Below are 22,662 nucleotides of genomic sequence, written 5' to 3'. Positions count from 1 at the left end.
CCCCGTCACCCGCTCGGAAGTGGTGCACATGGCCGCCGCAACGCAGACTCCCCCGCCCTCCGGCTCGATCCGGCGCATCGTCGCCGCGAGCCTCATCGGCACCACCATCGAGTGGTACGACTTCTTCCTCTACGGCTCCGCCGCCGCGCTCGTCTTCAACACGCTGTTCTTCCCCAGCGCCGACCCGCTCGTCGGCACGCTGATCGCCTTCATCACGTACGCCATCGGCTTCGCCGCCCGCCCGCTCGGCGGCATCGTCTTCGGCCACTTCGGCGACAAGATCGGCCGCAAGAAGCTGCTGGTCGTCAGCCTCCTGATGATGGGCGGCGCGACCTTCGCGATGGGTCTGCTGCCGACGTACGAGACCATCGGCGTCGGCGCGCCGGTCCTGCTGACCGTGCTGCGGCTCGTCCAGGGCTTCGCGCTCGGCGGCGAGTGGGGCGGCGCCGTCCTCATCGTCTCCGAGCACGGCGGCGAGAAGCACCGCGGCTTCTGGGCCTCCTGGCCGCAGGCCGGCGCCCCCGGCGGCAACCTCCTCGCCACCGGCGTCCTGGCGCTCCTCGCGGCCTTCCAGTCCGACGAGGCCTTCCAGGCCTGGGGCTGGCGCGTTCCGTTCCTCCTGTCCGGCGTCCTCGTGCTGATCGGCCTGTGGATCCGCGTCTCGGTCTCCGAGTCCCCGGTCTTCCTCGCCGCCCAGGCCAAGGCCGAGGCCGCCGCCGCCCAGGGCGTGAAGGAGACCGCCCCGGTCGTCGAGGTCTTCCGGCGCAGCTGGCGCGAGGTCCTGTCGGCCATCGGCACGCGCTTCGGCGAGAACATCTCGTACTACATCCTGACCTCGTTCCTCCTCGTGTACGTCACCGTCCACCTGGAACTGCCCAAGAGCACCGCCCTGAACGCCGTCCTCATCGGCTCGGCCGTCCACTTCGTCACCATCCCGATGTGGGGCGCCCTCTCCGACCGCGTCGGCCGCCGCCCCGTCACCCTCATCGGCTCCGTGGGCATGGCCGTCTGGGCCTTCGTCTTCTTCGGCCTCGTCGACTCGAAGTCCTTCGCCGTGATCGCCCTCGCCGTCACCGCCGGCCTGCTCCTCCACGGCGCGATGTACGGCCCGCAGGCCGCCTTCATCTCCGAGATGTTCGACACCCGGGTCCGCTACTCCGGCGCCTCGATGGGCTCCCAGCTCGCCTCCATCGTGGCCGGCGCGCTCGCGCCGATCATCGCGGTCGAACTCCTCAAGGACTACGGCTCCTCCACCCCCGTCAGCCTCTACCTCTGCGTCGCCGCCGTGATCACCACGATCACCGTGGCGGTCACCCGCGAGACCCGCGGCCGCGACCTCGCCGAGAGCACCACTGCGACCCCGGCCGCCGAGCAGGCGACCGCCGCCGCCGAACGCGTCTAGGGCCCAGGAACAGCTCGGTCCGCCGCCTCGACCGTGGGGGGCTGGCGGCGGACCGGGCGACAGCCCAGCGGCACCAACCGACACGCACGACACCCCCCCCACGTTCGCGAGGAGACCCATGACCGCCCCCGGAAGCCGGACCGAGGCCGCCGCGAGCGGCACCGCCACCGCCTTCGCCGCCCGCCGGCTCCTCGACCTCCTCGCCGTCGACGCGCCCGCAGCCGAGCTCGCCGCCCAGCCCGCCCGCGCACGCGCCGCCGGGACGCCGACCGAGGCCGACGCCGCCTGGATCGAGGAGACCACCGAGGTCGCCCTCTCCGTCCGCCGCGTACTCGACCAGTACCGCCGCCGGGAAGCGGAGCTCGTCGCCCTCTTCGACACCGCGGGCGACCTCGCCGGACTCCGTGACCTCGACGCCGTCCTCCGCGCCATCGTCCGCCGCGCGCGGACCCTGCTCGGCGCCGACGTCGCCTACCTCACCCTCAACGACCCCGCCGCGCAGGACACGTTCATGCGTGTCACCGAGGGCTCCGTCTCGGCCGCCTTCCAGCAGCTGCGCCTCGGCATGGGCGAGGGACTCGGCGGCCTGGTGGCCCAGACGGCACGCCCGTACGCGAGCACGGACTACCGCGGCGACCGGCGCTACCGCCACACCGGGGCCATCGACGACGGCGTCGCCGAGGAGGGCCTGCGGGGCATCCTCGGCGTTCCCCTCCGGGTGGGCGAGGAGATCATCGGCGTCCTCTTCGCCGCCGACCGCACCCCGCGCGAGTTCACCCCCGACGCCATCGCCCTCCTCGGCTCGCTCGCCGACCACGCCGCCGTCGCCATCGACAGCGCCCGCCTCCTCGACGAGACCCGCACCACCCTCGCCCGGCTCGAAGCCGCCAACGCGACCGCCCGCGCCCACGGCGAAGCCCTCCACCACGCCTCCGACGCCCACGACCGCCTCACCAAGCTCGTCCTGCGCGGTGCCGACATCACCGAGGTCGCCGCCGAGATCGCCGTACTGCTCCGGGGCGGCGTGGCGGTCCACGACGCCGACGGCCGCGAGCTCGCCCGTACCGGCACGGCCCCCGTCACGCCCTCCGCCGACAGCCTCACCGCCTCCCGGGCCGACGGGCGCGCCGTCCACGCCGACGCCCACTGGACCTGCGCCGTCCTCGCCGGCAACGAGTCCCTCGGCAGCATCGTCCTCACCGACCGCACGGACCTCTCCGAAGCCGACCGGCGCCTCTTCGAACGCGCGGCGCTCGTCACCGCCATGCTGCTCCTCATGCGCCGCTCGGTCGCCGACACCGAGGACCGGGTGCGCGGCGAACTCCTCGACGACCTCCTCGCCGACCCCGCCGCCACGGCCCGCTGGGACGGCGGCAGCCTCACCCTGCGGGCCCGCCGCATCGGCGTCGACCTGGCCAGGGCCCACACCGTCGCCGTCCTCGACTGCGACCCGCCCCAGCGCGCCCGGCTCGCCGCCGAGATCGCGCGCCGCGCCCGCGAGCTCGGCGGCCTGTCGGGCACCCGCCACGGCCACGTCGTCCTGCTCGCCCCCACCGACCGGCCGGGCCCCCTCGCCCGCACCCTCGCCGGGGACCTCGGCCGGGCCCTCGGCGCCCCCGTCACCGCGGGCGCCGCCGGGCCCGGCCACGGCCCGGAGGCCCTCGCCTCGCTCCACGCCGAGGCCCGCCGCTGCCTCACCGCGCTCCACGCCCTCGACCGCACGGGCGAGGGCGCCGACAGCGCCGACCTCGGCTTCATCGGCGTACTGCTCGGCGAGCGGGCCGACGTCGGCGCGTACGTGGAACGGGTCCTCGGCCCCGTCCTCGCCTACGACGCCGAGCGCGGCACCGAACTCCTCCGCACCCTGCGTGCGTACTACGAGCACGGCGCCGCGCTCTCCCGCGCCAAGGACGCGCTCCACGTCCACGTGAACACGGTCGTCCAGCGCCTCGACCGCGTCGCCCAGCTCCTCGGCCCCGACTGGAACAGCCCGGCCAGGGCCCTGGAAACGCAACTGGCGCTGCGCCTCCACCAGCTCAACGGAGGCGCGGGCGTCGGCTGACCCGAGGCGTGAGCGCCGGCCGGCTTCGCTCCGGTCTGGTTGCCAATTTTCGCAATTGCCAGCACCGCCTTAGACTCGTCGGGTGAACGAGAACCTGCCTCCCTGCCCCGAGTGCTCCGGCGCCTACACCTACGAGATGGGCGCCCTGCTCGTCTGCCCCGAATGCGGCCACGAGTGGTCGGTGACCACCGGCGCGGCGGCCGAGGGGGCCGGAGACGGCACCGGCGAGAAGGTGATCAAGGACTCCGTCGGCAACGTCCTGGCCGACGGCGACACGGTGACCGTCGTCAAGACGCTCAAGGTCAAGGGCAGCCCGACCGGCATCAAGGCCGGCACGAAGGTCCGTAACATCAAGCTCGTGGACGGCGTCGACGGCCACGACATCGACTGCAAGGTCGACGGCTTCGGCCCCATGCAGCTCAAGTCCAGCGTGGTCAAGAAGGCCTGACGACCCGTCCTTCCCGAGGCGTGAGGAGAGTCCGCGACCGTGCCGATCCCGCTCTACCAGGCGAAGGCCGAGTTCTTCCGGATGCTCGGACACCCGGTACGCATCCGGGTGCTCGAACTGCTGCAGAACGGCCCCATGGCCGTGCGCGACCTGCTCACGGCGATCGAGGTCGAGCCCCCCGCGCTGTCGCAGCAGCTCGCGGTCCTGCGCCGCTCCGGCATCGTGACGTCGTCGCGCGAGGGTGCGACGGTGGTCTACCGGCTCGCGGGCGGGGACGTCGCGGACCTCATGCAGGCGGCCCGCCGGATCCTCACGGAGATGCTGGTGGGACAGAAGGAGCTCCTGGAGGAGCTGAGGGAAGCCGACGGCCGAACGGACGGTCGACCCGGCGGCCGGGGCGGCGACGCGGCGCCCGACGACGACGCACCCGACAATGAAGTCGGCGGCGCCTCCGAACACGACGTGGACGCGACGACGAAGGCGGCACGATGACGATCGAATGGCGTTACACGGTCCAGCAGAACCTGGGGATACTCTCCCTGGCCGGCCACCTCGGCGCCGAGGAAGCGGTGAACCGCTTCACCGGCGCGGTCGGCTGGGCGCTGTCCCGGGGCACGGGCCCGGTCATCCTCGACCTCACCGCCCTGCGCGGCTGGTCGGCAGGCGGCCAGCTCGCGGTCGCCGAGGCGGCCCGCCGCCTGGAGGCCGACGGCAGGAGCCTCGAACTCGCCGCCATCCCGGCCGACGGCTCCCTCGTCCCCACGGGCGACCACCCCGCCATCCCGGTCCACCACGACCTGGACACCGCGCTCGCCCACCACACCGGCGGCCCGGAGCAGCGGGAGTGGTGCAGTGACGAATGGCCGGGGGAGCGGAGCCTGAGCGCCCCCGTGCGCGACTGAATCACGCCTGGCAGCCCCGGCCCCGGCCCCGGCCCCGGCCCCACTCTCAGTCCTCGTCCTCGTCGTCGTACGCGCTCCGCAGCGCGTCGGCGTCGGTGAGGGCCTGTCCGACGAGCCGGGAGGCGAACTCCTGGTCGTCGGTGACCCGGTTGATGAGCTCGGCGAGCAGGAAGCCCGTGGCCTCCAGCGCGTTCATCTCGGGCCTGGTCCACTCCCCGTACTGCTCGCGCCACAGGCTCGGGCTGAGTCCCGTCCCGGCCGCGACGACGATCCCGGCCATGGTGGGGATTGCCTCGGGGCTGATGCTCCTCGGCATCCTGCGCAGGGCGGCGACGAGGTTCGGGACGACGTACTCGACGACGTCCTTGTCGTGGTCCTCGCAGGCCATCCGCAGCCACCTCATGTACATGAAGATGATCGTGCAGACGCCGTCGATGAGGTCCTGCGCGCCGGTGGGCCCCAGCGACGAGGTGAGCTGGATGTCGAGCCGCCGCTGCTCGGGATCGACCTCGGTCCTGCCGTCGTAGACGGCCTTCAGCCGCGAGTCGATCACCATGAGCGCCGTGCCCACGTCGCCGGCGGGTGCGTACTGGGGGTCGCAGGTCGATGACACGGGATCCTCCTCGTATGACCGCGGCGGAGCGCCACGACACGGGTCAGCACGCTAGACCGCGGAGTCGGCGCGAGTCCGGGGAACGGGGAGGGATCCCACCCAAGGCTGACGCGCCGGACGGCAAACACCCGACGCGAACCGTCCGCCCTCCTCACCGGAACACACCGGCCCTCACCCGATCGGGTGAGAGGGCCATCCGCTCGGCGGCCGGCGCCGAATCGCAGGTGTGAGCACCTTCCGCGGCGGCGCGGCCGCCCCGACCCCCGGCACTCGGAGCCCCCTGGCCTCCGAGCCCCCGCCTCGCGCGCCCGCCGGGGACGGTGCTCCCGCACCCGTTCCGACATTTCCCCGAGGAGCAGCACTCATGAACTCCCAGCGCATCCGCCGTGGCGTCATCGCCGTGACCGCCGCCGCCCTCCTGCCCCTGTCGCTCGCCGCCTGCTCCGACGCCGACGGCGAGACCAAGGCCGCGGCCTCCTCCGCCGACCCGGCCGCCGCCCCCACCTCCGCCGCGACACCGGCGGAGGGCGCGACGGCCATGGACGCGCCGTTCGGTCCGGCCTGTGCCGGCGTGCCGAAGGAAGGCGCCGGATCCTTCGAGGGCATGGCGATGGACCCCGTCGCGACCGCCGCGTCGAACAACCCCGCCCTCTCCACCCTGGTCACCGCCGTCGAGAAGGCCGGACTCGTCGACACCCTCAACAACGCGGAGAACATCACGGTCTTCGCGCCGACCAACGACGCCTTCGCGAAGATCCCGAAGGCGGACCTGGACAAGGTCCTCGCCGACAAGGCGACGCTCACGAAGATCCTCACGTACCACGTCGTCGGCCAGCGGCTCACCCCGGCACAGCTGGAGAACGGCTCCTTCGAGACCCTCCAGAAGGGCATGATCACGACGAAGGGATCCGGTGAGGACTACACCGTCAACGACAGCTCCAAGGTCGTCTGCGGCAACGTGAAGACCGCGAACGCCAACGTGTACGTCATCGACACCGTCCTCATGCCCAAGTAGTCCGGACGGTCCGTCACGGCGGGCCCGCCCCGCGTCCGCGCTCCTGCTCCAGGAGCGCGGACAGGTCCCGGAGCCGGTCGAGGCCCCGCACGGCCTGCGCCGTGCGGTGGTTGCGGCCGAGCCGGGCCCGGTGCCGGTGCAGGAAGGCCCAGTACCCGGCCGTGAACGGGCACGCGTCCTCGCCGACCCGGCGGTCCGGGCGGTAGGGGCAGGGGCCGCAGAGGTCGCTCATGCGGTCGATGTAGGCGCCGCCGGAGGTGTACGGCTTGGTCGTCATCCGGCCTCCGTCGGCGTACTGCGACATGCCGACGACGTTGGGCAGCATCACCCAGTCGTAACCGTCGGCGAAGCTGCGGTGGAACCAGTCGGTGACGGCGGCCGGATCCCAGCCGCGCTGGAGCGCGTAACTGCCCAGCACCATCAGGCGCGGGATGTGGTGCGTCCAGCCCGTGTCCCGCACCTGGCGCAGCGCGGTCGCCACGCACCGTGCCGACACGGCGTCCGCGTCGAGCTCCTGCCACCAGCGGGGGAGGGCGCCGGAGTGCCCGAGGGCGTTGCTCGTGCGGTACCCCTCGCCGAAGTGCCAGTAGAGGTGCCAGACGTACTCGCGCCAGCCGGCGATCTGCCGGACGAAGCCCTCCACCGAGTTCAGCGGTGCGCCGCCCGCCCGCCAGACGGCCTCCGCCCCCTCCACGCACTCGGCCGGGTCGAGCAGGCCCAGGTTGAGGGAGGTCGACAGAAGGCTGTGGCTCATGGTGCCGTCGGCGGCGAGCACGGCGTCCTCGTACGCGCCGAACCCGGCGAGCCGGTGGTCCAGGAAGCGCCGCAGCGCGGCGAGCGCCTGCCGGCGGTCGGCGGGGAACACCCGGGGACCGTCGCGGCCCACGAAGGAGACGTCCCCGTGGCGTTCCCAGCGGTCCAGGTCGTGCCGGACCTCCTCGTCGATCGCGTCCTCACGGGGGCGGTACGGGGCAGGGGCACCCAGCGTGCGGGCCCCGCGCGGCGGCGGTCGGCGGTTCTCGTGGTCGAGGTTCCAGGTGCCGCCGGCCGGTTCGCGGCCCTCCATGAGGAGGTCGTGGCCGCGCCGGACGTACCGGTAGAAGTTCTCCATGCGGAGCGTGCGCTGGCCGTCCGCCCAGGCGGCGAACTCCTCCGGGGCGACGAGGAAGCCGCGCGGCGGCAGCACGGTGACGTTGTCGAGTGACCGTACGAGGCGCAGCGCGGCCCGCGACGTCGGATGGTGCACCGTCACCCGGCCGTCGCCGCCCACGGCCTCCCGCAGTCCCTCCCGGTAGGTGTCCGCCCGTACGTACGTGACCCGGTCACCGAGCTCGGCGGCGCGGTGCCGCATGGCCGAGAGCACCAGATGGGCCTTGGCCCGGTGGAATCGACGGCGCCGGAAGACGGACCGGGCCTCGATCATCACGACGGGCGCGTCGCGGTCCGGACCGCGGTCGCCGGGCTCCAGGAAGGAGGGCCCGAGCTGGTCACCGAAAAGCCAGTGCGTGTCCGTCATGCCTCGCCGTCCTCGTGCGTCGCGGTTCTCGTGCGTCGCGGTTCTCGTGTCGTGTCCGCATCCGGGAGACTTCCCGCCGGGACCCTCGGTCGGATGCGTCCCGCGACCCGGACGGGGAGACGGTGGCCGCCGGTCGCCCGCGGGCGCATCCGGGACGCCCGCGTCCCGCGAAGTCCTCGGGTAGGCGGCGAGGCGCAGGCCCCGTCCCGCACGCTCCTGATCGGAGGACCTCATGGACCGCTCCGCGGAACCCCCGGCCCGTGTCGCGGTCGTCACCGGCGCCGCCCGGGGGCTCGGCGCCGCACTGGCGCGACTGCTGTCCGCGCGCGGCATGCGCGTGGCCCTGCTGGGGCGGGAGCACGCCACTCTCGCCGCCCTCGCCGTGACCCTGGGCACCGAGAGCCACGTCGTGGAGGTCGACGTCACCGACGACGCCGCCATGGACAGGGCCGCCGAGGAGGTGACGCGGACCCTCGGTGCCCCGTCGGTCGTCGTCGCCAACGCCGGCGTCGCGGAGGGCGGCCCCTTCGAGAGCTCCGACCCCGTCACCTGGCGGCGCGTCGTGGAGGTCAACCTGGTCGGCAGCGCGGTCACCGCGCGGGCCTTCCTGCCCGCTCTCCGGGCCACCCGCGGCTACTTCCTCCAGGTCGCCTCCACCGCGGCCTTCGGCGCCGCCCCGATGATGAGCGCGTACTGCGCGTCCAAGGCGGGAGCCGAGGCGTTCGCCCGCTCGCTGCGGGCCGAGGTGGCGCACCTGGGCGTCGGTGTGGGCGTGGCGTACCTGCACTGGACCGACACCGACATGGTCCGCGACGTCGACCGCCACGCGGTCCTGCGCGAACTGCGCGGTCACATGCCCGCGCCGGCTCGCCGCGTCTACCCGGTGGACCGGGTGGCGGGCTGGCTGGTGCGGGGCATCGAACGGCGCCGGGCCTCCGTCTACGCCCCGCCGTGGCTCCGGCTCGCCCAGGCCGGCCGGCCGTTCTTCCCCACCGCGGTGGATCTGCTCTCCCGCCGCGAGCTTCCGCGGCTCCTGCGGGAGCACTCCTTCGACCAGACCGGTCTGCTGGGTACGGGCGGCCGCATCGAGGAGGAGCTCATCCACCGGACTGCGCCCCGGACCGCGCCCCGGACCGAGACCCGGGGCGCGCCTCCCCCCGGTCGCGGGCTCCCGGGCCCATGAACAGGGTCCTTGAGAAGGGTCCTTGAACAGGGCCCTCGCACGGATCCGACGGGGAAGGCGGTCGGTCAGGCCGGGAGGGCCAGCAGCATCAGCGGCTGGGTCGTGGGCTGCGCCGAACCACCCGCCGGTTCGACCGTGAGCCCCACCCCCGTCGCGTCGGCCGGGTCGCCGTCGAGGAGGACGGTGCCGTCGGCGTGGACGAGCCCGGCGGGTCGCATGGTGCCGTCGTGGTCGAGCCACAGCTGGTACGTGTGGCCCGCCGCCGGGACCGGAAGCCCGGCCGCCGTGAACACGGCCCGGTTCTGCCGGTCCGACGTGACGACCGTGGTGACCGCGCCGTTGGTGGTCCGCCCGTGCACGGTCCGCGCGTCGGGCGCGGCCAGCACGCCGCTCACGGCCTCCAGCTGCTCCTCGGCCTGTCGGGCCTGGAGCCGCGCGTCCTCGCTCTCCTGGTGCTGCCATGCGGCGAGACCGGCGAAGGTGACGGCGGCGACCAGGCTCGCGGCGAGCGCGAGCGGCACCGCCCTGCGCCGCACCGTCCGGGCCAGGCCCGCCGCCGGGCCGGCCGAGGGCACCCGGGGCGGCAGCCGGCGTACGCCCTCGACGGCAGCGAGGGTCCGCGACTTGAGGGCCTCCGGCGGTGTCTCCCCGACGGCGGCCGCGAGCCTCGCGGCGGTCGCCTCGAACCCGCTCACCTCCCTGCGGCAGTCCTCGCAGTGCGCGAGGTGGGCGACGAACTCGTCCCGTTCGGCGGCGTCGAGGGCGTGCAGCGCGTAGGCGGCCGTGAGGGTGTGGAGGTCGGAGTGGTGCTGGTGTGTCACGAGGTCACCCCCATGCAGTCGCGGAGGCGGATCAGTCCGTCGCGCATGCGTGTCTTGATGGTGGGAAGCGGGGTCTGCAAGCTCTGGGCGACCTCACGGTAGGTGAGGCCCTGGTAGTAGGCGAGGGTCACCGCCTCGCGCTGGAGTTCGGTCAGGCCGCGCAGGCAACGGCGTACCCGCTCGCTCTCCAACCGGGTCTCCACCTGCTCGGCGACCTCGTCGAAGGCGGTGGTGTGCTCCCGTGCCGCCTGGGCGTGCTCCCGGTCCGAGGCGGCCTGGGCCGACCGCACGCGGTCGACGGCCCGCCGGTGGGCGATCGTCGCCACCCAGGTCGTCACGCTTCCGGCCGTCGGCTCGTACCGGGCGGCCTGCCGCCACAGCTCGATCATGACCTCCTGAGTGACCTCCTCGGACTGGGCCCGGTCGCGCACCACACGGAGGACGATGCCGAAGACCAGCGGGGCGAGGGCGTCGTAGAGCGTGGAGAAGGCCTGCTTGTCGCCCCGGGCGACCTCCCGCATCACAGCGGCCAGGTCGGCCCGCGGGTCGGTGTCGGGCGCACCGGAGGGGAGTGGCCGGGTCACCTGCCCGGCTCCGGTCGTCGGGACCGGACGGAGCCGCCACCTCGGGCGGTCGTCCTCGGAGTGGGGAGCCATCGCATGCGGGTCCTTCGCGGTTCGGCGGGCCGGCGAGTCCGCCCTTGCGGCGGTCCGGCGGAGAGTCTGCGGAACGCTCTCCGGAGTACTTCGGGGCGGAGGCCCCCCTTGGATGGGTCGCTGAGGTCACGATGTCGTCGCGGCGTTCACGGCGTCGGGTGCGTCGACGTACCGCTGCTCCTCCACGGCGCCACCCGTCCGTGTGGGGAGACCCATCCGCGGGGCGGTCGCCGCCGAAGGACCGTGCGTGAGCAGCTTCCGGAACACCCTCGGCACCCTCGCGGGGCGCGCTCGCCGGCTTGGCGGCCGGCTGTACGGCCCTGGCGGTCGCCGAACCGGTCTCGGCCCTGGTGCGTCACGCCGCCGCGCCCGTGACGGTCGTCGGCGGTGCCGTCGTCGACCGGACGCCGGCGCCGGTCAAGGACTTCGCGATCCGCGCCTTCGGCGAGGACGACAAGTCCGTCCTCCGCATCGGCATCCTCGTCCTGCTCGCCCTCTTCCCGTCGGTCCTGGGGGTCGTCGCGCTGCGGCGCCGGCGTGCGGGTGCGCGGCCGTTCAGCGAGGCGAGGCCGCCACTCCGCGTACGGGCACGCGGAGCGGGGCCCGGAAGGACAGCAGCCCGAGCATGGGAGGCTCCGCCGTTCCGTCCGCCGCTCCGCCGTCGGTCACGTCCGCCGGTCGTGCGTCCGGGAGGGCTCGGGCCGCGGCCCGCAGGGCGACGGTCGCCTCCGTACGGGCCAGGGAGGCGCCCGGGCAGCGGTGGCGACCGACGCCGAAGGCCAGGTGGTGGCGGATGTTGGACCGGTACGGGCACATGGCCGCCGGGTCCGGGAACACCTCGGGATCCGAGCCGCTGCCCATGAGCATGAGGAGCAGCGGGGAGCCCGCGTCCAGGCGCACGCCGCCGAGCTCGGTGGCCCTGGCGGTGACCCGGCGCCAGGTCGTCACCGGCGGTTCCCTGCGGAGGACCTCCTCCACCCAGGCCTCGGCGAGCCCGGCCTCCCCGGCCACCCGCGCCCACAGGCCGGGCTCCGCGAGGGCGCTCCGCAGCACCGTGGCGATGAGCTGTCCGGTGGTGGACTGGCCGGCGATGAACACGAAGAAGCAGGCGGCGACCGCCGTCCTGACGTCCAGCGGCTCGCCGCCGGGCAGACGATGGCGGCGCAGCGCCGCGACGAAGGAGTCGTCGGGAACCGTGCCGCTCCGCACGGTCGCGGTGAGCCAGCGGTGGAACTCCCCGACGAGCTCGGCGAGTTCCGGCTGCCGTTCCGGCGACGGCCGGCCGTAGAACAGCTCCAGCGAGGCGTCGCTCCAGCGGATCAGGGTGGCCGGATCGACGCTCTCGATGCCGAGGATCTCCATCAGGACCCGGCAGGGGAGGACCTGGGCGTAGGAGGCGAACAGGTCGTGCGATCCCGCGGCGTCGAGCGGGGACCGCGGCACCCGCGCGAGCAGCTCCCCGGCGACGCGCTCGATGACGGGCACCGCCTCCTCGACGCGCCGCGCGTTGAAGAAGCGGGTGACCAGACGGCGCAGGCCCGTGTGGCTCTCCGTGCCGTTGTTGGCGAGTGCGGGCGGAAGCGAGAAGCCCGCGCGGGCGAGGATCCTGAGCACGGGGACGGGCAGCGGGGTGACGGCGTGCTGCGCGTTGTCCGGCAGGAAGAGCGCCGGATCCCGGAGCACCCGCCGTACGTCCGCGTACCGGCTGACCAGCCACAGCCCGGTGCCGGGGTCGTGGTGGACGGGGGTGTCGCTGCGCAGGCGGTCCAGCCAGGGGTACGGGTCCCGGACGAAGGACGCGCCGAACACGTCGAGCAGACCGAGGGGATCGGCACTCCCGGGGAGCGGAAGACCGGTCGCCGGGGATCCCGGGGCCGTGGCGGTGGCGGGCGGGGGCGAGTCCAGGGCCTGGGGGGTCACGGGCGGAAGCTAGCACGGGGGAGTCGCGGTCCTCGCTCGGATGTGCGCGGTATCACTGCGGAACCGGAGGCGGCTCTGTCCCCGCGGGTTCACCGGAACGGGGGGGCGGAGGCAGCCCGGCCACCTCCGCCCCCCCGGATGCGGCTCCGTCAGCTACCGGTCCCGGACGGCGCCTTCACCCCGGCCCCGGAGGCATCCGCATCCCCCGTGGCCGTCTCCCGAGCGAGCCCGCTGGGCCACCAGACCGCGGGGCCGATGTCCCTGACGAGACCGGGCACGAGCAGCGAGCGCACGACGATGGTGTCGAGCAGCACGCCGAAGGCCACGATGAACGCGATCTGGGCCAGGAAGGCCAGGGGGATGACGACGAGGGCGGCGAACGTGGCCGCGAGGACCACTCCCGCCGACGTGATCACCCCACCGGTGGTGATGAGTCCGCGCAGCATGCCCTGCCGGGTCCCCAGGCGCAGCGTCTCCTCGCGGACGCGGGACATGAGGAAGATGTTGTAGTCGACCCCCAGCGCGACGAGGAAGACGAACCCGTAGAGCGGTACGGAGGCGTCCGTGCCCGAGAAGCCGAAGCCGTGCTCGAAGACCAGCCCGGCGATCCCGAGCGTCGCCAGGTAGTTCAGTCCCACGGTGGCGACCAGGAGGACGGGCAGGAGCAGCGAGCGGAGGAGGACGACGAGGATCACGAGGATGATCGCGAGAACGACCGGGATGATCAGGTTCTTGTCGTGCTCCGCCGTCCGCTGCGTGTCGTACTGCTGGGCCGTGTAACCGCCGACGAGCGTGCTCGCGTCCGCGGCGTGGACCTGGTCGCGGAGGTTCTGGACGGCTGCCTTGGCGGCGTCGCTGTCGGGCGCGTCGGCCAGGGTGGCGTCGATGCGGATCAGGCCGTCGACGACCAGCGGATCCCCGCCGGGACGCTCGGTGACCACCTGTACGCCGGCCACTCCCGGCGTCCGCGCCGCGGCCTCTCGCACGGCGGCCTGCTTGTCGGCGTCGGCGATGATGACGGCCGGTTGGCCGGAGCCGCCGGGGAAGTGCGTGCCGAGCGTCTGCTGGGCTGCGACGGACGGGGCGTCGTTGACGAACAGTTCGTCCAGGGGCACGCCCTTGGACTGCAGGGCCGGGAAGAAGGCCGCGCCCACGAGCAGCAGGCCGGTGGTGACGATCCACAGCTGCCGGGGCCGGGTGTCGACCCAGTGGGCGACGCGGCGCCAGATTCCGTGACCGCCCGTCTCGGCGTCGGACGACTTCGGCCTGGCGGGCCAGAAGGCGGTCCTGCCCAGCAGGGCGAGCGCGGCGGGCAGGAAGGTGAGGGTGGTGAGGACGGCGCAGACCACGCCGATGGCGCCGACCGGTCCGAGAGCCCTGTTGTTGGTCAGGTCGCTCAGGAGCAGGGCGAGCAGGCCGAGTGCGACGGTGGCGGCGCTGGCCGTGATCGCCCCGAACGACCCCCGGGTGGCGGCCCAGGCGGCCGCGGCGCGATCGTCGCCGGCGGCGAGCTCCTCGCGGAAGCGCGCGGTGAGCAGCAGGGCGTAGTCGGTGGCGGCGCCGATGACCAGGATGGAGAGGATGCCCTGGACCTGGCCGTCCACGCGGACGATGTCGTTGTCGGCGAGGACGTAGACGATCGCGCCGGCGACACCGAGGGCGAAGACGGAGCTGATGATGATCAGGAAGGGCAGCAGGACGCTGCGGTAGACCAGCAGCAGGATGAGCAGGACGGCGGCGAGTGCCACACCGAGCAGGATCCCGTCGATCCCGGCGAACGCCTCTCCGAGGTCTCCCTGGGTCGCCGCGGGGCCCGCCAGTTGTGCGCGCGTGCCGGGTACCCCGTCCGCCGCGGCCTGGATCTCGTCCAGGGTCTCGCCGAGTTCCTCGCCGAGGTCCGGAGCGAGCGGCACGACACCCTGGAGGGCCTTGCCGTCCTCCGAGGGGAAGGCGGCGGAAGGGACGCCCTCGACGCCTGGTGCGCCGTTCAGCGACTGCAGTGCGGCGGTCGCCGCCTTCCGCTGGGCCGGGGAGACCTCTCCGCCGTCGGACGCCGTCCAGACGACGATCGTGGGAAGCGTCTCCTGCTGGTTGAAGGCCTTCTGCCGCTCGATCACCTTCGTGGACTCGGCGTTCTGGGGCAGGAAGGCGGCCTGGTCATTGGTGGAGACCTCGCCGAGCTTGCCGGCGTAGGAGCCGAAGGCTCCGCCCAGACCCAGCCAGACCATCACGAGGACGAGGGGGACCAGCCAGCGGACTGGTCGACGCGCGCTGTTCATCGACTTCCAATCGGAACGAGCAACCGGATGTATCTCAACCATAAAGTATCTCAATGCTTGAGTAATATTACGATGGGGCCATGCAGTCGTACTCACCCGAGACCCCCGACCGGGGCAGTGACCTGTTCGCCTACGCCTCACTGCTGCGGACGCTGAACCGGGAGCTGAACCGGGTCACGCTGGACTTCGCCCACCAGCAGGGACTGCACCCCACGGACATCCATGCGCTGGCCGTGATCATGGACCCCGCGGGGTCCGCCGACGGCCCCGTGACGCCCACGCATCTGAGGGAGGAGCTCGGCCTCACCTCCGGAGCGATCACCGCCTGCCTCGACCGGCTTCAGCGCTCGGGGCACGTCAGCCGCGTGCGGGACAGCGCGGACCGCAGAGTCGTGCACCTCGTCTACAACCCGGACGCCCGAGCGCTCGCCCGCGAGTACTTCGGCCCCCTCGCCCGCGCCACCGAGAACGCGCGCGGCCACTTCACCCCGGAGCAGCTCGGCACCGTCGCGGACTTCCTCCGCGCGCTCAACGCCGAACTGGCCGAGGCGCGCGAGACGCAGACGGGCGGCGGGGAGCCTGCCGGGTCAGACCGGCCGTAGGCCCCCGGGGCGACAGGGGAACCCGCTGCATGGGCTCCCGGGCGGCCGGTCCAGTCTCTTCGGTTCGCGGGGCGCGGGCCGCCTCCGCCCCGTGGGACTCCCGGGTCGGGGTTGGTGGCCGTTCCGAGGCTCCTGGCGCGGTGGTGGCCGTGGCCGTGGCCCCGACGACGTCCGGGGAGCCACGCGTGACCAGCGGCTGGGGACGACGGTCTTCGGGCGGCTCGTCGGCGGGGGACGGCGGATACCGGCCGGACGGGATATCGATGCGCGATCGATGCGTCTCGCGGTCGTGGGGAGGGAGAGGGACGGTGGAAGCCCGGCGGCGAGAGGCCGCCGCGCACAAGGAGTGAACGATCATGAGCGTGCCGCTCGTACCTCCGGAGGAAACCCCGCCCGTGGAAGGCAGCACCTCCTCGGCCCATCCCGAGCGCGCCGACGGGGGTGTCTGGGAGCACCCGCTGTTCTGGGTCTCCCTGATCGTCTTCGGCGCCGTTCTCGGCGCGTCGTTCTTTCTGTTCAGGATCTTCGGCTTCTGAACCGCCGGCCCGACCCGGGCGCCTGCGTCGGACTCTCCTGACGCGTCGGAATCCTCCGGCACGCGGGGAAGGCGTGCCTGCCGAACGAGCGAGAAGGACGTGGCGCAGGACCGCGAACGACACCGAGACCGTGGAGACGCCGTGACCCCGTGCGGTGCGCGTGGACGCACCTCACGGGGTCACGACGCCCACGGCGTCAGTACGTGTGACCGACGTGCGCGAGGGCCTGCTTGAGCAGCAGCCCCTGCCCACCCGGCATCTCCTCCTGCACGGCGGGCGAGGCGGCCTCCTGCGGGCTGAACCACACGAGGTCGAGGGCGTCCTGACGCGGACGGCAGTCGCCGGAGACGGGAACGATGTACGCGAGGGAGACCGCGTGCTGCCGGGGGTCGTGGAAGGGGGTCACGCCCGCGGTGGGGAAGTACTCGGCGACGGTGAACGGCTGCAGGGAGGCGGGGACCCGGGGGAGCGCCACCGGGCCGAGGTCCTTCTCCAGGTGACGGAGGAGGGCGTCGCGGACCCGCTCGTGGTGCATGACGCGGCCGGAAACGAGGGTGCGGCTGATCGTTCCGTCGGCGCCGATGCGCAGCAGGAGCCCGATGCTGGTGACTTCGCCGCTGTCGTCCACGCGTACGGGAACGGCCTCGACGTACAGAATCGGCATCCGGGCCCTGGCCACGTCGAGTTCGTCCGTGGACAGCCAGCCGGGTGTGGTCTCGGTCATGTCAGACATCGCCTGATCATACTTTCCAGGCCACCCCTCGGCCCAGGGCGCGTCCCGCGTGTCTACCTTCGAACGCGCTGCCGAAGCTTGCGGGTGAAGCGGTGCATGTGTGGATCGAGACCCTCGATCGGTTCGTCGAGCACCTGGTCCACCGTCAGCCACCGGACCGACGCGAACTCGCCCTCGTCGTACCAGGTGACGGACCTGGCGTCGGCGTCGAGCACGTACCAGAGCGACACGTCGGTGTGCGTGCCCGGTCCCCGGGTGCGGGTGACGGTGAGGAAGAGCGGGAACTCGCCGGTGAGCGACGACGCGCACGCGCGGATCCCCAACTCCTCGCCGCACTCGCGCACCACGGTGTCCCACGGATCCTCGTCGGGTTCGACGTGCCCGCCGGGCGGCAGCCAGAGCCCGGCCTTGCGGTGGGCGGCGAGCAACAGCTGTTCGCGTGCGGCGTCGAGCACGACGAAGTAGGACACGAGATGCGTCGGGGGCACGTCCGGCTTGCGGGTGCGGTGGAGTGGGGACCCGTCCGCGACCCAGCGTGCGGCGGTCGCGAGGTGGTCGCGCTCCAACTCGTCCCAGGGCGTCAGGGTGTCGAGCACGCGCAGCAGACGAGCGCGCGGTTCTTCGTGCGGCGAGGACGTCATTCCGGCATCGTGACAGGCGGCACTGACACACCGTGCCCGCCCGGGTCCCCACCGGACGGCCGGGCCCTGACCACGGCCTGGTCGCCGCGCGGACCGAACAAGTGGAGGATCTCCACCGTCTCCGTGCCGGCGGGGCCGAACCAGTGCGGCTCGGTCGTGTCGAACTCGGCCACCTCGCCGGGCACCAGCTCGACCTCCCGCGCCCCCAGGACGAGCCGGAGCCGGCCGGCGAGGACGTACAGCCACTCGTACCCCTCGTGGGTGACCAGCTCCGGCGGTCGCGGCGCGAGGACCTGCTTGAACACCTGGACGCGCCCCGGATACTGCGTGAGCGGTACGAGGACGCTGCCGTTCTTCCTCCGCACCGGCCGCAGGTGCACCCGGGGGTCACCGCTGGCGGGCGCCGCGACGAGCTGGTCGAGGGCCACGCGGTGGGCGCGGGCGAGGGGGATGAGGAGGTCGAGCGTCGGGCGGCGCTTGCCGGACTCCAGCCGGGAGAGCGTGCTGACGGAGAGCCCGGTGGCCGCCGCGAGGGCCTCCAGGGTGAGCCCCCGTGCCTTGCGGAGGTCACGCAGCCGGGGCCCGATGGCGTCGAGGATCTCCGCCAGCTCGGCGTCGGTGGTCGCGGTGCTGTTTCCAGTGGCCATGGGCCCATTTTGCAGTGCTCGCAAAAACCGTGGGAGGCGGTGATCCACCGGTCCGATCCTGTCGGGGCAGCGCCCGGCACGTACGAAGCAAGAGGTGGACGGACCATGACCACGACGCACGACGCAGCCCCCCAGCCCCCGCGATCCTCCCAGCCCCCGCGATCCCCCCAGTCCCTCCAGCCGTCTCCATCCCCGCGAGCCCCGCTCGGTTCTCGTAGACGCTGGACCGTCCTGGCCGTCTGCTGCCTGAGCATGTTCCTGGTGGGCCTGGACACCACGATCGTCAACGTGGGCCTGCCGTCCATCGGTGAAGGGCTCGACGTCGGCACACGCGGCCTCGAATGGATCGTGGACGCGTACACCCTCGTCCTCGCCGCCCTCCTGATCTCCTCCGGAGCACTCGCCGACCGTTTCGGCCGCCGCAGGATCTTCCAGTACGGCCTCGCCCTCTTCGGCCTGGCCTCGCTGCTCTGCGCACTCGCCCCGTCCGCCGGCGTCCTCGTCGCGGCCCGCGCCGTCCAGGGCGTGGGTGCCTCGATGCTCAGCCCCGTGGCGCTCGCCATCGTCGTCAACGCGATGCCGGACCCGAAGGAACGGGCGCAGGCGATCGGCGTCTGGGCGTCGGTGTTCGGCCTGAGCACGGCGGCGGGGCCGGTCGTCGGCGGCGCGCTCCTGGAGGGGCTCGACTGGCGCTCGCTGTTCTGGATCAACGCGCCGGTGATCCTGGCGGCCCTGCTGCTGAGCGCCAGGTTCGTCCCGGAGTCCCGGGCGGAGCGCCCCCGGCGACTCGACGTGCCCGGCCAGATCCTGCTGACCCTGGTCATCGCGAGCGTCGTCGGCGTCCTCATCGAGGGCCCGCACGTCGGCTGGACCTCGCCGTGGTCGCTGACCTGCTACGCGGTCGCCGTCGTGGCGACGGCCGTCTTCCTCCGCACCGAGTCCCGCCGTCCCGAACCGCTCATGGACCTGGGACTCTTCCGCCGGCCGGTCTTCAACGGCGCCGTCGTCGGGGCGGTCGCCGTCTTCGTCGCCCTCAACACGACGCTGCTCCTGAACACCCTCTACCTCCAGGAGTCGCGCGGCTGGACGGCCCTCGCCGCGGGCGTCGCGACGCTGCCCCTGGCGCTCGGCGCGACGGTCTGCGCCCCCTGGTCGGGCCGCATGGTCGGCCGTACGGGCGCACGGCGACCGCTGCTCCTGGCCGCGGGTTTCATCACGGCGGGCGGGCTGTGCATGGTCGGCCTCACCCCGCACACGAGCGTGCTCCTGCTCCTGACCGCGTACCTGCTCATCGGCATCGGCTTCGGTTTCGCGAACGCCCCGATCACCAGCACCGCGGTCAACGGCTTGCCCCCGTCCCGCACGGCGGTCGCCGGAGCGATCACCTCCACGGCCCGTCAACTCGGCGCGGCCATCGGCATCGCCCTGGCCGGCGGCCTGGTCGCGACCGCCGCGCCGCAGGAGATCGCGTCGGCGTCCCGCCCGGGCTGGATCCTGGTGACGGCCTGCGGTGTTCTCCTGGCAGCCGTGTCCCGCACGTCCCGCCCGAAGGAGTAGGCAGCCGACGGCGCTACGGACGCCGGGCGAGAAGGTGGCAGTCGAGGAACCCCCGCTCGGAGGCCGGGTCATGGACCAACCGGGCGAAGGGGACGAGCCCCGCGTCGCCCAACAGCCCGGCGAACCGCTCCACCGGCCAGCTGTAGGCGGGTGCCACCTTGTGATCGAACCAGACGGGCTCCTCCCCGTCGGTCCCGAAGAACGAGACGAGAAGCAGCCCGCCGGGCGCCAGGACGCGCACCTGCTCGGCGAGCAGCTCCGGCAGTTCCTCCGGCGGGGTGTGGATCATCGAGTAGTGGGCGAGTACGCCCCCGAGCTCACCGTCCTCGACGGGCAGCGCCTCTATCCTCCCCTCCTCGAACCGCAGGGCGGGATGGGCCCGTCGCGCGTGCTCGACCATGCCGGGGGAGAGGTCGACCCCGAACGCGTCGAGTCCCCACCCGGCCAGCATGGCGGTGAGATGCCCGGGTCCGCACCCCACGTCCGCGACCCGCGTGTTCCCCGTCTTCCGCACCGTCTCGGCGAAGCTCCCGATCATGGCCCGCGCGAAGGGCTGATCCTCCAGCCCGTTGGCGAACAGCGACGCGTAGAGCTCGACGACGCCGTCGTAGGCGGCCTTGGTGTTCTCCCGATGTCCTGTCACGGAGGAGACCCTACGGCCGCCGCCCCGTGCGGCGGGGTGATGCCGAGCACCCGGGCCAGTCGCCCGCCCCGGGTGCTCGCCGCTCAACGCGTCGACCTCACCGGGGAGTTCAGCACGGCACGGTCGATCCCCCGCCCTTCAGGTACCCGTTCCACACCCAGCCGTACTTGGTCGACGCCGTACGCACGTAACTGAAGCCGTCGGTCGTGCACCAGTAGTCGACCTGGTTGGTGACGGTGGCGGTGTCGAGGATGTCGCACTCCCACGCCGGGCCGTTCCGCAGATTGACGCTCTGGGTGAAGTACTGCCCGTACGCGCTGGTGTCACGGTTGGTCGGCTTGACGCCGCAGGCGGTGACGCCGTCGGGGGCGGCGGACGATGTCGCGGTGAGTCCGGTGATGGTGAGGCCGGCCGTGAGAGCGGCGGCGGTCAGCGAGCGGCGCAGGCGCACGAGGGCTCCTTCGTCTTCAAGGGATGGGAAGGGACGGGGCGATGCCCTGTGGACGGCTCGCCACGGGGTAGAGCCTGTCGATGCGGGTGGGGGGGGGTTCAACGGCCCTGCGCTGTCCCGGACATGGTGTCTGTTGTCCGGCCTGGTCCGGGCCGGCCCGGGCGCCCGTCCCAGCCGTGTCCCGGAACCCCGGCCCCGCGGTTCTGGCTCCCGCCCGCACCGTCGGATGCATCGCGGGTGTCGCGCCCTTGTGCGTTCGCGCTCCATCCGTGCTGAGATCGACCGCTATGGACGACCATCGCCTCGACGCGGCCGACGTAACCGATCTGGCGGAAGGATGGAGCGGAACCTGGCGGAGCACGCCTGCCACCTGCATCGCGGCGCGGCCGGTGCGACCGTCACGGAAGCCGAAGACCTCCTGATCGCGGACAGCGGCCTGGACGACGACACGTTCAACATCGTCGCCGCCGCCCGTTTCTCCGCCGCCGACGCGGAGGCCCGCATCGCCGCGACGGTGGGCGCCCTCGCTCGTACCGGTCGGCCCTTCTCCTGGTGGGTGGGTCCGGCCTCGACACCGACGGACCTCCGTACGCGCCTGACGGCGGCCGGTCTGCCGGCATCCGAACGCGAGACGGCGATGTGGGCGGACCTGGACGACGACCTCCGGACGCCCGCGACCGAACGCCCGGACGAGGGCCCGGTCGGGGGTCTGGACATCCGCCACGTGACCACCCGCGACCGTACCGGGAGCGGCCCCCGTATCGCGGTCCTCCAAGCGTCGGCCGACGGCGAACCCGTCTACCGGCGCCTGGGGTTCCACTCCTGCGGTTGGTTCACGGAACACGCCGTCAACAGCTGAGGCGGACAGGGCTCCGAGGCGAGAACGCGCGTCCGGGTGGTATCCGGGCAGCTCCGGCAGGTTTCCTGCCATCGTCCGCAGACCGGCTGCGGCGCGGCCACGCGGTCGGCTGCACTGGGGATCCGGCCGTGTCGCACAGGTCCGGGATCCGTTCACGCGCGAGAGCTGGGGGTGCGGACTCCGCATGATGACGATCAACGTAGGGGTGCTGCTCGCGATCATCGTGGTGATGCGCCTGCGCCGCCGGACCCAGGCCAGAAGCCGCAAGGAGGAACGCGCCACCGCGCTCATCGTCCTCGCGCTCGGCATCGTGATCGCGCCGACCCCGGTGGGGCAAGGCATCTTCGACGGGATCAAGCAGCTGGTGGGCGGCGTCTCCCAGGTGGGCCTGTGACGTCGAGCCGCCCGCGTCCCCGCCGCGGTCCACGCCCCCGGGCCGGAACGGGACGTGCCCGCAGGCCCTCCGCCTCCGCCGCGCGACGCCGTCCCACGCCGAGACGCCGCCCGGCCTCACGCGGCCGGCGCTCGGCATCCGGGTGGGAGCAGACCGGTCCGTTGCTGCTGGTGCTCGCCGTGGCGGGGGGTCTCGTCGTCGCTCTGCTGCGGTGGCTCGCCGCCCACCCCTGGGTGCCGGTGACCCTGATGCTGATCGCGGCGGCGGCCGGCGGCGCGTGGCTGCACCGGCGCCGCGAGGCGGCCCGCTGGAACGAGGTCCGTGCGAGGGGGCTGCGTTACGCGATGCCGCAGATCGACGCCCTGCACCACCGGCAGTTCGAGGAGGCCGTAAGGGATCTGATGAGCCGTGACGGCTGCCCCCGGGCCGAACGGGTCGGCGGTGCCGGAGACAACGGCGCCGACGTGAAGGCCACGGACCCCTTCGGCCGCCTCTGGGTCATTCAGTGCAAGCACCGCGCGGCGGGACTGGCGGGTGCCGCTGTCGGCACCCCCGATCTGCACGTCCTCAACGGCACCGGCAGACCCGTCCACAACGGCGACGTCGTCGTTCTCGTCACCAACGGACGCTTCACCGGCAAGGCCGTCGACTTCGCCCGTGCCCAACGCCTCCACCTGGTCGACCGCCACCTCCTCGCCCAGTGGGCTGCCGGGTCCACCCCGCTGTGGGGGCTCCTGGGGTCACTCCCCGGGCCTCGCCGCCCCGGGCCCGGGTCCTGAACT

24 protein-coding genes and 1 pseudogene are annotated in these 22,662 nt (G+C 73.1%); 14 read left to right on the top strand and 11 right to left on the bottom strand.

Annotated elements, in window-relative coordinates:
- Positions 1-28 precede the first annotated feature (28 nt).
- The 5 genes from AB0G79_RS10575 (at position 29) to AB0G79_RS10555 (ending at position 4,814) form a co-directional block, all read left to right on the top strand.
- Positions 29-1,402 (top strand): MFS transporter, encoded by a 1,374-nt coding sequence (locus AB0G79_RS10575; protein ID WP_360803396.1) that lies wholly within the window; start codon positions 29-31, stop codon positions 1,400-1,402.
- Positions 1,403-1,520: 118 nt separating this feature from the next.
- The gene (locus tag AB0G79_RS10570; protein WP_360803393.1) at positions 1,521-3,464 is read left to right on the top strand and encodes a GAF domain-containing protein; all 1,944 of its coding nucleotides are present in this window, start codon (positions 1,521-1,523) and stop codon (positions 3,462-3,464) included.
- Positions 3,465-3,546: 82 nt separating this feature from the next.
- Positions 3,547-3,912: a zinc ribbon domain-containing protein YjdM gene (locus AB0G79_RS10565; RefSeq protein ID WP_360803390.1), complete on the top strand. Its 366-nt coding sequence runs from the start codon at positions 3,547-3,549 to the stop codon at positions 3,910-3,912.
- 39 nt (positions 3,913-3,951) lie between these two features.
- Entirely contained in the window at positions 3,952-4,404 is a 453-nt protein-coding gene (locus AB0G79_RS10560; RefSeq protein WP_360803387.1) for a metalloregulator ArsR/SmtB family transcription factor, read from the top strand.
- A complete protein-coding gene (locus AB0G79_RS10555) occupies positions 4,401-4,814 on the top strand; it encodes an anti-sigma factor antagonist (RefSeq protein WP_360803384.1) in 414 nt (137 codons plus the stop codon). The genes AB0G79_RS10560 and AB0G79_RS10555 overlap by 4 nt, the downstream gene beginning before the upstream one ends.
- A 46-nt stretch (positions 4,815-4,860) precedes the next feature.
- Here AB0G79_RS10555 and AB0G79_RS10550 read toward each other — a convergent pair whose 3' ends face one another.
- Positions 4,861-5,427 (bottom strand): hypothetical protein, encoded by a 567-nt coding sequence (locus AB0G79_RS10550; RefSeq protein WP_360803381.1) that lies wholly within the window; start codon positions 5,425-5,427, stop codon positions 4,861-4,863.
- 364 nt (positions 5,428-5,791) lie between these two features.
- On the opposite strand from AB0G79_RS10550, the gene AB0G79_RS10545 reads away from it, so the two are divergent.
- Positions 5,792-6,442: a fasciclin domain-containing protein gene (locus tag AB0G79_RS10545; RefSeq protein ID WP_360803378.1), complete on the top strand. Its 651-nt coding sequence runs from the start codon at positions 5,792-5,794 to the stop codon at positions 6,440-6,442.
- 13 nt (positions 6,443-6,455) lie between these two features.
- Here the strand turns inward: AB0G79_RS10545 and AB0G79_RS10540 are convergent, their stop codons facing one another.
- Positions 6,456-7,958 (bottom strand): cryptochrome/photolyase family protein, encoded by a 1,503-nt coding sequence (locus AB0G79_RS10540; protein WP_360803375.1) that lies wholly within the window; start codon positions 7,956-7,958, stop codon positions 6,456-6,458.
- 232 nt (positions 7,959-8,190) lie between these two features.
- Between AB0G79_RS10540 and AB0G79_RS10535 the strand changes: the two genes are divergently transcribed.
- Positions 8,191-9,141, top strand: coding sequence for an SDR family oxidoreductase (locus AB0G79_RS10535; RefSeq protein ID WP_360803372.1), 951 nt, complete (start codon positions 8,191-8,193; stop codon positions 9,139-9,141).
- A 65-nt stretch (positions 9,142-9,206) separates the two neighbouring features.
- Here the strand turns inward: AB0G79_RS10535 and AB0G79_RS10530 are convergent, their stop codons facing one another.
- On the bottom strand, positions 9,207-9,962 hold the full coding sequence (locus AB0G79_RS10530; RefSeq protein ID WP_360803369.1) for an anti-sigma factor: 756 nt from the start codon (positions 9,960-9,962) through the stop codon (positions 9,207-9,209).
- On the bottom strand, positions 9,959-10,618 hold the full coding sequence (gene sigK, locus AB0G79_RS10525; protein WP_360803366.1) for an ECF RNA polymerase sigma factor SigK: 660 nt from the start codon (positions 10,616-10,618) through the stop codon (positions 9,959-9,961). Before sigK ends, AB0G79_RS10530 begins: the two co-directional genes overlap by 4 nt.
- Positions 10,619-10,917: 299 nt before the next feature.
- Between sigK and AB0G79_RS10520 the strand changes: the two are divergent.
- Positions 10,918-11,166, top strand: a pseudogene (locus AB0G79_RS10520) (molybdopterin-binding oxidoreductase); the annotation flags it as partial.
- Positions 11,167-11,173: 7 nt separating this feature from the next.
- Here AB0G79_RS10520 and AB0G79_RS10515 read toward each other — a convergent pair.
- Positions 11,174-12,538 (bottom strand): cytochrome P450, encoded by a 1,365-nt coding sequence (locus tag AB0G79_RS10515; protein ID WP_360803363.1) that lies wholly within the window; start codon positions 12,536-12,538, stop codon positions 11,174-11,176.
- Between the two features lie 149 nt (positions 12,539-12,687).
- On the bottom strand, positions 12,688-14,817 hold the full coding sequence (locus tag AB0G79_RS10510; protein ID WP_360803360.1) for an MMPL family transporter: 2,130 nt from the start codon (positions 14,815-14,817) through the stop codon (positions 12,688-12,690).
- Positions 14,818-14,897: 80 nt separating this feature from the next.
- Here AB0G79_RS10510 and AB0G79_RS10505 point away from each other — a divergent pair, with 80 nt between their 5' ends.
- Both AB0G79_RS10505 and AB0G79_RS10500 read left to right on the top strand, forming a co-directional pair.
- Complete coding sequence (locus AB0G79_RS10505) at positions 14,898-15,419, top strand: MarR family winged helix-turn-helix transcriptional regulator (RefSeq protein ID WP_360803357.1); 522 nt, start codon at positions 14,898-14,900, stop codon at positions 15,417-15,419.
- 356 nt (positions 15,420-15,775) lie between these two features.
- Positions 15,776-15,955, top strand: coding sequence for a hypothetical protein (locus AB0G79_RS10500; protein ID WP_360803354.1), 180 nt, complete (start codon positions 15,776-15,778; stop codon positions 15,953-15,955).
- Positions 15,956-16,151: 196 nt separating this feature from the next.
- On the opposite strand, the gene AB0G79_RS10495 is transcribed toward AB0G79_RS10500, so the two are convergent.
- From AB0G79_RS10495 to AB0G79_RS10485, 3 genes are all read right to left on the bottom strand, one after another.
- The gene (locus tag AB0G79_RS10495; RefSeq protein WP_360804275.1) at positions 16,152-16,679 is read right to left on the bottom strand and encodes an NUDIX hydrolase family protein; all 528 of its coding nucleotides are present in this window, start codon (positions 16,677-16,679) and stop codon (positions 16,152-16,154) included.
- 62 nt (positions 16,680-16,741) lie between these two features.
- Entirely contained in the window at positions 16,742-17,329 is a 588-nt protein-coding gene (locus AB0G79_RS10490) for an NUDIX domain-containing protein (RefSeq protein WP_360803351.1), read from the bottom strand.
- The gene (locus tag AB0G79_RS10485) at positions 17,326-17,976 is read right to left on the bottom strand and encodes an XRE family transcriptional regulator (RefSeq protein ID WP_360803348.1); all 651 of its coding nucleotides are present in this window, start codon (positions 17,974-17,976) and stop codon (positions 17,326-17,328) included. Before AB0G79_RS10485 ends, AB0G79_RS10490 begins: the two co-directional genes overlap by 4 nt.
- 231 nt (positions 17,977-18,207) lie before the next feature.
- On the opposite strand from AB0G79_RS10485, the gene AB0G79_RS10480 reads away from it, so the two are divergent.
- Positions 18,208-19,533, top strand: a complete 1,326-nt coding sequence (locus tag AB0G79_RS10480) for an MFS transporter (protein ID WP_360804272.1) — start codon at positions 18,208-18,210, stop codon at positions 19,531-19,533.
- Positions 19,534-19,546: 13 nt separating this feature from the next.
- On the opposite strand, the gene AB0G79_RS10475 is transcribed toward AB0G79_RS10480, so the two are convergent.
- On the bottom strand, positions 19,547-20,176 hold the full coding sequence (locus tag AB0G79_RS10475) for a class I SAM-dependent methyltransferase (RefSeq protein ID WP_360803345.1): 630 nt from the start codon (positions 20,174-20,176) through the stop codon (positions 19,547-19,549).
- A gap of 109 nt (positions 20,177-20,285) precedes the next feature.
- Positions 20,286-20,627: an SH3 domain-containing protein gene (locus AB0G79_RS10470; protein ID WP_360803342.1), complete on the bottom strand. Its 342-nt coding sequence runs from the start codon at positions 20,625-20,627 to the stop codon at positions 20,286-20,288.
- Between the two features lie 337 nt (positions 20,628-20,964).
- Between AB0G79_RS10470 and AB0G79_RS10465 the strand changes: the two genes are divergently transcribed.
- From AB0G79_RS10465 to AB0G79_RS10455, 3 genes are all read left to right on the top strand, one after another.
- A complete protein-coding gene (locus AB0G79_RS10465; protein ID WP_360803339.1) occupies positions 20,965-21,486 on the top strand; it encodes a hypothetical protein in 522 nt (173 codons plus the stop codon).
- Between the two features lie 184 nt (positions 21,487-21,670).
- Positions 21,671-21,880 (top strand): hypothetical protein, encoded by a 210-nt coding sequence (locus AB0G79_RS10460; protein ID WP_360803336.1) that lies wholly within the window; start codon positions 21,671-21,673, stop codon positions 21,878-21,880.
- 161 nt (positions 21,881-22,041) lie between these two features.
- A complete protein-coding gene (locus AB0G79_RS10455; protein ID WP_360803333.1) occupies positions 22,042-22,659 on the top strand; it encodes a restriction endonuclease in 618 nt (205 codons plus the stop codon).
- The last annotated feature ends 3 nt before the right edge of the window (positions 22,660-22,662 follow it).

The sequence above is a fragment of the Streptomyces sp. NPDC020807 genome, assembly GCF_040641575.1.
GTDB lineage: Bacteria > Actinomycetota > Actinomycetes > Streptomycetales > Streptomycetaceae > Streptomyces.
Note: the sequence above shows the minus strand (reverse complement) of the source record. Positions and strands in the feature narration are given on the sequence as shown.

Coding starts and splice junctions, on each gene's coding strand:
- AB0G79_RS10505 (WP_360803357.1), top strand. CDS start 14,898: ATGCAGTCGTACTCACCCGAGACCCCCGACCGGGGCAGTGACCTGTTC.
- AB0G79_RS10460 (WP_360803336.1), top strand. CDS start 21,671: ATGATGACGATCAACGTAGGGGTGCTGCTCGCGATCATCGTGGTGATG.
- AB0G79_RS10485 (WP_360803348.1), bottom strand. CDS start 17,976: ATGGCCACTGGAAACAGCACCGCGACCACCGACGCCGAGCTGGCGGAG.
- AB0G79_RS10495 (WP_360804275.1), bottom strand. CDS start 16,679: ATGACCGAGACCACACCCGGCTGGCTGTCCACGGACGAACTCGACGTG.
- AB0G79_RS10555 (WP_360803384.1), top strand. CDS start 4,401: ATGACGATCGAATGGCGTTACACGGTCCAGCAGAACCTGGGGATACTC.
- AB0G79_RS10510 (WP_360803360.1), bottom strand. CDS start 14,817: ATGAACAGCGCGCGTCGACCAGTCCGCTGGCTGGTCCCCCTCGTCCTC.
- AB0G79_RS10545 (WP_360803378.1), top strand. CDS start 5,792: ATGAACTCCCAGCGCATCCGCCGTGGCGTCATCGCCGTGACCGCCGCC.
- AB0G79_RS10540 (WP_360803375.1), bottom strand. CDS start 7,958: ATGACGGACACGCACTGGCTTTTCGGTGACCAGCTCGGGCCCTCCTTC.
- sigK (WP_360803366.1), bottom strand. CDS start 10,618: ATGGCTCCCCACTCCGAGGACGACCGCCCGAGGTGGCGGCTCCGTCCG.
- AB0G79_RS10570 (WP_360803393.1), top strand. CDS start 1,521: ATGACCGCCCCCGGAAGCCGGACCGAGGCCGCCGCGAGCGGCACCGCC.
- AB0G79_RS10500 (WP_360803354.1), top strand. CDS start 15,776: ATGAGCGTGCCGCTCGTACCTCCGGAGGAAACCCCGCCCGTGGAAGGC.
- AB0G79_RS10535 (WP_360803372.1), top strand. CDS start 8,191: ATGGACCGCTCCGCGGAACCCCCGGCCCGTGTCGCGGTCGTCACCGGC.
- AB0G79_RS10575 (WP_360803396.1), top strand. CDS start 29: ATGGCCGCCGCAACGCAGACTCCCCCGCCCTCCGGCTCGATCCGGCGC.
- AB0G79_RS10490 (WP_360803351.1), bottom strand. CDS start 17,329: ATGACGTCCTCGCCGCACGAAGAACCGCGCGCTCGTCTGCTGCGCGTG.
- AB0G79_RS10465 (WP_360803339.1), top strand. CDS start 20,965: ATGGAGCGGAACCTGGCGGAGCACGCCTGCCACCTGCATCGCGGCGCG.